The organism is Glaesserella sp. (genome assembly GCF_041814905.1).
Lineage (GTDB): Bacteria > Pseudomonadota > Gammaproteobacteria > Enterobacterales > Pasteurellaceae > Glaesserella.
Genome location: NZ_JBGXYA010000003.1, coordinates 1 through 6295 on the forward strand (window position 1 = coordinate 1; position 6295 = coordinate 6295).

At 42.4% G+C, this 6295-nt stretch carries 6 protein-coding genes; 4 read left to right on the top strand and 2 right to left on the bottom strand.

All coding sequences use genetic code 11. The annotated features are described in order from the left end of the window. Both ftsH and rlmE read right to left on the bottom strand, forming a co-directional pair. Nucleotides 1–1245 (bottom strand): ATP-dependent zinc metalloprotease FtsH (ftsH, locus tag ACEYJ7_RS00530; RefSeq protein ID WP_373777093.1); only part of this gene is annotated, 1245 nt, incomplete at its 3' end. A gap of 76 nt (nucleotides 1246–1321) precedes the next feature. Next, nucleotides 1322–1948: a 23S rRNA (uridine(2552)-2'-O)-methyltransferase RlmE gene (rlmE, locus tag ACEYJ7_RS00535; RefSeq protein WP_373777088.1), complete on the bottom strand. Its 627-nt coding sequence runs from the start codon at nucleotides 1946–1948 to the stop codon at nucleotides 1322–1324. A 207-nt stretch (nucleotides 1949–2155) separates the two neighbouring features. Here rlmE and fabI point away from each other — a divergent pair, with 207 nt between their 5' ends. From fabI to apaH, 4 genes are all read left to right on the top strand, one after another. Beyond that, nucleotides 2156–2941: an enoyl-ACP reductase FabI gene (fabI, locus tag ACEYJ7_RS00540; RefSeq protein ID WP_373777089.1), complete on the top strand. Its 786-nt coding sequence runs from the start codon at nucleotides 2156–2158 to the stop codon at nucleotides 2939–2941. A gap of 213 nt (nucleotides 2942–3154) precedes the next feature. After that, nucleotides 3155–5134 (top strand): exoribonuclease II, encoded by a 1980-nt coding sequence (locus ACEYJ7_RS00545; protein WP_373777090.1) that lies wholly within the window; start codon nucleotides 3155–3157, stop codon nucleotides 5132–5134. A gap of 64 nt (nucleotides 5135–5198) precedes the next feature. Next, on the top strand, nucleotides 5199–5576 hold the full coding sequence (locus ACEYJ7_RS00550) for a VOC family protein (RefSeq protein WP_373777091.1): 378 nt from the start codon (nucleotides 5199–5201) through the stop codon (nucleotides 5574–5576). A 12-nt stretch (nucleotides 5577–5588) separates the two neighbouring features. After that, on the top strand, nucleotides 5589–6295 hold a 707-nt coding region (gene apaH / locus ACEYJ7_RS00555), incomplete at its 3' end, for a bis(5'-nucleosyl)-tetraphosphatase (symmetrical) ApaH (protein WP_373777092.1).

Here is a 6295-nt window from a genome sequence, read left to right on the forward strand (position 1 = left end):
ATACGCCGTCGAAATTTTTTGTTCTTCGGTCATAATCATTGAACGGCGTTCCGGTCCCATATTGATTTTGTCTTTCGCTTTTTCAAAATCATTCATGGTGACAACACGTTGATTTGCTCGTGCGGAAAATAACGCGGCTTCGTTCACCAAATTAGCCAAATCCGCGCCGGAATAACCCGGTGTACCACGCGCGATGATCATCGGATCAACATCCGGTGCCAGCGGCACTTTTTGCATATGAACTTTCAAAATCTGCTCACGACCTTTAACATCCGGTAAACCGACCATAACTTGACGGTCAAAACGTCCCGGACGGGTTAATGCGTTATCTAATACATCCGAACGGTTCGTTGCCGCAATAACAATAACGCCTTCGCTTCCTTCAAAACCGTCCATTTCCACTAACATTTGGTTAAGCGTTTGTTCGCGTTCGTCATGACCGCCACTAAAACCGGCGCCACCACGTTTACGACCAACGGCATCAATTTCATCAATAAAAATAATACACGGGGCATTTTTCTTGGCTTGTTCAAATAAATCACGAACTCGAGAGGCGCCGACACCAACGAACATTTCAACGAAATCAGAACCCGCCATAGTAAAAAACGGCACTTTTGCCTCACCGGCAATCGCTTTTGCCAATAACGTTTTACCCGTTCCCGGCGGACCAACCATGAGGATGCCTTTCGGAATACGTCCGCCCAATTTTTGGAACTTGCTCGGATCACGTAAAAAATCAACGACTTCCGCCACTTCTTCTTTGGCTTCATCACAACCGGCAACGTCACTGAATCGGGTTTTAATTTGATCCGGTGCCAACATTTTGGCTTTGCTTTTACCAAAGCTCATCGCCCTGCCGCCGCCACCTTGCATTTGGCGCATATAAAATACCCAAAAGCCGATTAGTAACAACATCGGGAACCAAGAAACAAAAATCTGGGAAAGTAAACCGCGACGCTCTACAGGTTGACCTTTTATTACGGTATTGGTTTTCGCTAGGTCACCTAATAGATATTCATCATACATCGGCATAACGGTTTGATATTGACTACCGTCAGTACGGGTAACCATAATGGTTTCATCACCGCGTTTAAAATCGACTTCTTTTAAGCGATCATTTTTAATATCGTTTAAAAAAGTAGAATAAGCGACATTATCAGAGCCACCGAAATTATTATTGAAACCTTGGAACGCAGTCATTAGCGTTAAACCAATTACTACCCAAAGCAAAATATTTTTAAACATATCGTTCAAGGTTCTTACCTCTTATACTGACTGAAAATTCTATAAAGATTACTACAAATCAAAGAAACGCGCCATATTATCCTTTATAACCGGTCGCAACAATATAAACTTCACGCGAACGATCCCGTGAAGCTTCCGGTTTACGCACCTTAACCGTGCTAAATAGCGAGCGAATTTCTTTTAAATATTCGTCGAATCCTTCTCCTTGGAACACTTTGACCACAAAACAACCTTTTGGTGCCAATACTTGACGACACATATCCAAAGCAAGTTCCACCAAATACATTGCGCGCGGAATATCTACCGACGGCATACCGCTGAAATTAGGTGCCATATCCGACATCACTACATCAACTTTATCTTCACCTACGCGTTCCAAGAGTGCCTTTAATACACTTTCTTCACGGAAATCACCCTGCAAAAAATCGACCCCGACAATCGGATTCATATCTAAAATATCGCAGGCAATAACACGACCACTACCGCCAATTTGGGTGACGACATATTGTGACCAGCCACCCGGTGCGGCCCCCAGATCGACTACCGTCATACCCGGCTTAAACAAACGATCGGTTTGTTGAATTTCATCTAATTTGAAATAAGCACGTGAACGAAGTTTTTGCTTATGCGCCTTCTGTACGAATTGATCTTTGAAATGTTCGGCAAGCCACCGCGAGGAGCTTGCACTACGTTTTCTACCCATTAGTTTTCTCTACCTATAAAAATCAGACGATATAATAAGGCTGAAATGGACTATTTCAAGGAAAAAGTTAAATTTTTGTAATGATATTTGTAAAAAACTACTCCGATCTGACCGCTTGTATTTGCCCGAAAGGTAAAAACTTCGTTATAATTCGTCAGTTTTGCCCGCTGGGGGCATTTAACCAAATATAATACAGAGGAACAAATTATGGGCTTTTTAGCTGGTAAACGTATTTTAATTACAGGTTTGGCGAGCAACCGTTCTATTGCTTACGGTATCGCTGCTGCAATGAAACGTGAAGGTGCAGAACTCGCTTTCACTTATTTAAACGATAAATTAAAAGGTCGTGTTGAAGAGTTCGCACAAGAATTTGGTTCAAACATCGTATTACCTATGGACGTTTCAACAGACGAAAGCATTACCGAGTGCTTTGCAGAACTTAGCAAACACTGGGAAAAATTTGACGGTTTCGTTCACTCTATCGGCTTTGCCCCTGCAGACCAATTAGACGGCGACTATGTCAATGCTGCAACCCGTGAAGGGTTCCGTATTGCTCACGACATCAGTGCATATAGCTTTGTGGCAATGGCACAAGCCGCTCGCCCGATGTTAAATCCAAAATCAGCGTTATTAACTTTAACCTATTTAGGTGCAGAGCGTGCGATTCCGAACTACAACGTCATGTGTTTAGCCAAAGCGTCGCTCGAAGCCAGCACACGTGTAATGGCTGCAGATTTAGGTAAAGAAGATATTCGCGTCAATGCAATCTCAGCAGGTCCAATCCGTACGTTAGCAGCGTCAGGCATTAAAGACTTCAAAAAAATGTTAGCTAACTTTGAAAAAACTGCGCCGTTACGCCGTACAGTGACCATTGAAGATGTCGGTAACTCCGCAGCCTTCTTATGTTCAGACTTAGCGGGAGGCATCACCGGTGAAGTCGTTCACGTTGATGCAGGTTTCAGCATTGTTGCAATGGGCGATATTGACGGTTAATTATTCATCAAAAGAATATTTTCATATAGGAAAAAAGGACAGGATCACCCTGTCCTTTTGCTTTTTTAAAGAATAACTTTTAAGCTTTTTATTTTTTAACGACGATCGAAAAAATCATACTTTTTTCAGACAGTGAGTCTGAAATCCGCTATACTTTTCCAATTATATCGGTGCTTCTCGCACCTCTTTTTATTTTGATTAACCCGAGAAACTATGTTCCAAAACAACCCTCTATTAGCACAATTAAAACAACAAATCGAAGCAAGCAAAGAATACGTTGAAGGCGTGGTAAAAGCGTCTGATAAAAGCTACGGTTTCCTTGAATCAGAAAAAAACACTTACTTTATTCCGCCACCTGAAATGAAAAAAGTCATGCACGGCGATACTGTCAAAGCGGTGGTAAAACGTGATGGCGACAAAGAACAAGTGGAAATCGACAGTTTGCTGGAGCCGATGTTAGAACGCTTTATTGCACAAGTCCGTTTTAATAAAGACGGCAAATTACAACTGGCAGTCGATCACCCAAGTATTAACAACTTTATCCCTGCCAATACTCAGAAAAAAGTGACTGAACCCCTTGAAAACGGCGACTGGGTGGTGGCACAACTTAAAACGCACCCGTTGCGAGATGACCGTTTTTTCTTCGCTCAAGTGACTCAATTTATCTGTAAAGCGGATGACCATTTTGCTCCTTGGTGGGTAACATTGGCCCGCCATGAACAGCCTCGAGAGCCTGTCGCAAACGAAAAAAGCTATGAACTGCATGATCAGATTGAACGTGAAGATCTTACTCATCTCTACTTTACGACTATCGACAGTGCCAGCACCAAAGATATGGACGACGCGTTGTATGTGGAGCCGCTTAACGAAAACGGCACACAAACAGGTTGGCGTTTGGTGGTGGCGATTGCCGATCCGACAGCTTACATTCCTGAGCAATCCGCGATTGAAAAAGCCGCTCGCCAACGTTGTTTCACCAACTATCTCCCTGGTTTTAACATTCCGATGTTACCGCGAGAACTGTCTGATGATCTTTGTTCTCTCGTACCGAATGAAAAACGTCCAGCGTTAGTCGGCTATATCGATATCGATTTACAAGGCAATGTGATTGGCGAAACGCGCTTTGTGTCGGCGTGGGTCGAATCCAAAGCTCGTCTTGTTTATAATGAAGTGTCCGATTATCTTGAAAAAGTCGAAAATCACTGGACACCTGATTGTGCCGAAACGGAACAGCAGATCAACCGGCTACATCAATTCACCTTAGCTCGTATCGACTGGCGCAGTAAAAATGCATTGTTATTTAAAGATCGTGCCGACTATAGTTTTGAACTTGAAGAAAATGGTAAAGTAAAAGCCATTCATATCGAGTACCGTCGCATTGCAAATCAAATGATCGAAGAATCGATGATCATTGCCAATATCTGTGCTGCACAATTCTTGGACAAGCACGCTCACACCGGCGTATTCAGCACTCACGCAGGATTTGATAGCAAAAATTTAGAGCCGGCTCGTAAGTTTTTATTGGATACCTTAGCGACCGACGAAAACCGTGAAACTCTGTCTGAACGCTATTCACCTGAACGTTTAAGCAGCTTAGAAGGCTACTGTGAAATGCGTTATGATATTGAGCAGTTCCCTGAAAACTTTTTGGAAATGCGTTTACGCCGCTATTTGACCTTTGCCGAATTTAAAGCCACATCTGCACCGCATTTAGGCTTAGGTATTAGCCATTATGCGACTTGGACATCACCGATCCGTAAATATGGTGATATGGTCAACCACCGTTTAATCAAACAAGTGTTGGCAAACCAAACGGCTAACCCTGTGGAAGAAAGTATTTTGGCTCGCCTACAAGAAGCCCGTAAGCAAAACCGAATGGTTGAACGAGATATTGCCGACTGGCTCTATGCCCGTTATCTTGCGCCTATGGTTGAGCAAAATGTCGAATTTGACGGTGAAATCCACGATGTCTCTCGTAGTGGTTTGCGAGTAAAAGTGATAGAAAACGGTGCGTCGATTTTCGTGCCGTTCTCCACATTGCACAATAACAAAGAAGAGATGTTGTTCAGCCCTGAAGATCTCGCTCTTTATATCAAAGGTGAAAAAGCTTACCAAATCGGACAAACAGTGCGCGTGAAACTTAAAGAAGTACGAATGGAAACCAGATCGGTTGTGGGTGAATTGGTTATTTAAATGATAACAAGCGGTTAGATTTTTGCATTTTTTTGCAAAATCTAACCAATATAAAGGATCTATCATGATACAAAGTATTGGACAAATTATGCTCTATATGAGCAACCCGAAACAAGCCCTGCAGTTTTGGTGTGAAAAAATAGGATTTCAATTGATTGAAAGCTTTAATGCTATTGGCGCTGAATCTTATGTAATTGCCCCCACAAAAGAAAGTGATGTACAGTTTGTGATTCACGATAAAAACATTATCGCTAAATTCCAACCCGAACTGAATTTATTACCACCCTCTATTTTATTAAGAAGCAGTAACTTACAAGAAACTTATACGAATCTTAAAAATAAAGGTGTTTTTGTGAATGAAATTCAAGATATGGGGAATTTTTTCGTCTGTAATTTTAAAGACGAAGAAGGCAATTACTTTGCGATAAAACAAGATAAATAAAAGGTTTAATCTATGGCAACCTACATTATTGGCGATTTACACGGCTGTTTCGAAGAATTTCAATTACTGCTCAAACAAGCGAATTTCGACCCAAGCCAAGACGAACTTTGGCTCACGGGAGATTTAGTTGCCCGTGGTGATGACTCTCTCTCTTGCTTACGCTATGTCAAATCACTCGGTGAAAAAGCAACTGTCGTTCTAGGCAACCATGATTTACACTTGCTTTCCACACTACAAGGCATTAAATCGGTGAAACCGAAAGATAAGGTTGATGCGATATTTCAAGCGGAAGATCGCGAAGATTTGCAAAATTGGCTGCGAAACCGACCGCTTGTCGCACAACATCCGCAGCATAAATTCATCCTCGTTCATGCCGGAATTAGCCCTGAATGGGATTTGGCAACCACATTGGCGTGTGCAAAGGAAGTCGAGGCAGTTTTGCAAAGCGATCATTACACCGATTTTCTACGCCAAATGTATGATAGTCTGCCGGATCGTTGGTCTGATTCGCTAACGGGAATTGCCCGTTGGCGTTACACCACCAATGTCCTGACCCGAATGCGCTTTTGTTACACGGACAACCGATTGGATTTTGATTGCAAATTACCGGTGGAAGAAGCCCCTGCAGTACTTAAACCTTGGTTTGAATTAGAAAATCCGCTGTTTAAAGAACGAAATATCATTTTCGGTCATTGGGCAAGCTTAATCGGCTATCCGAC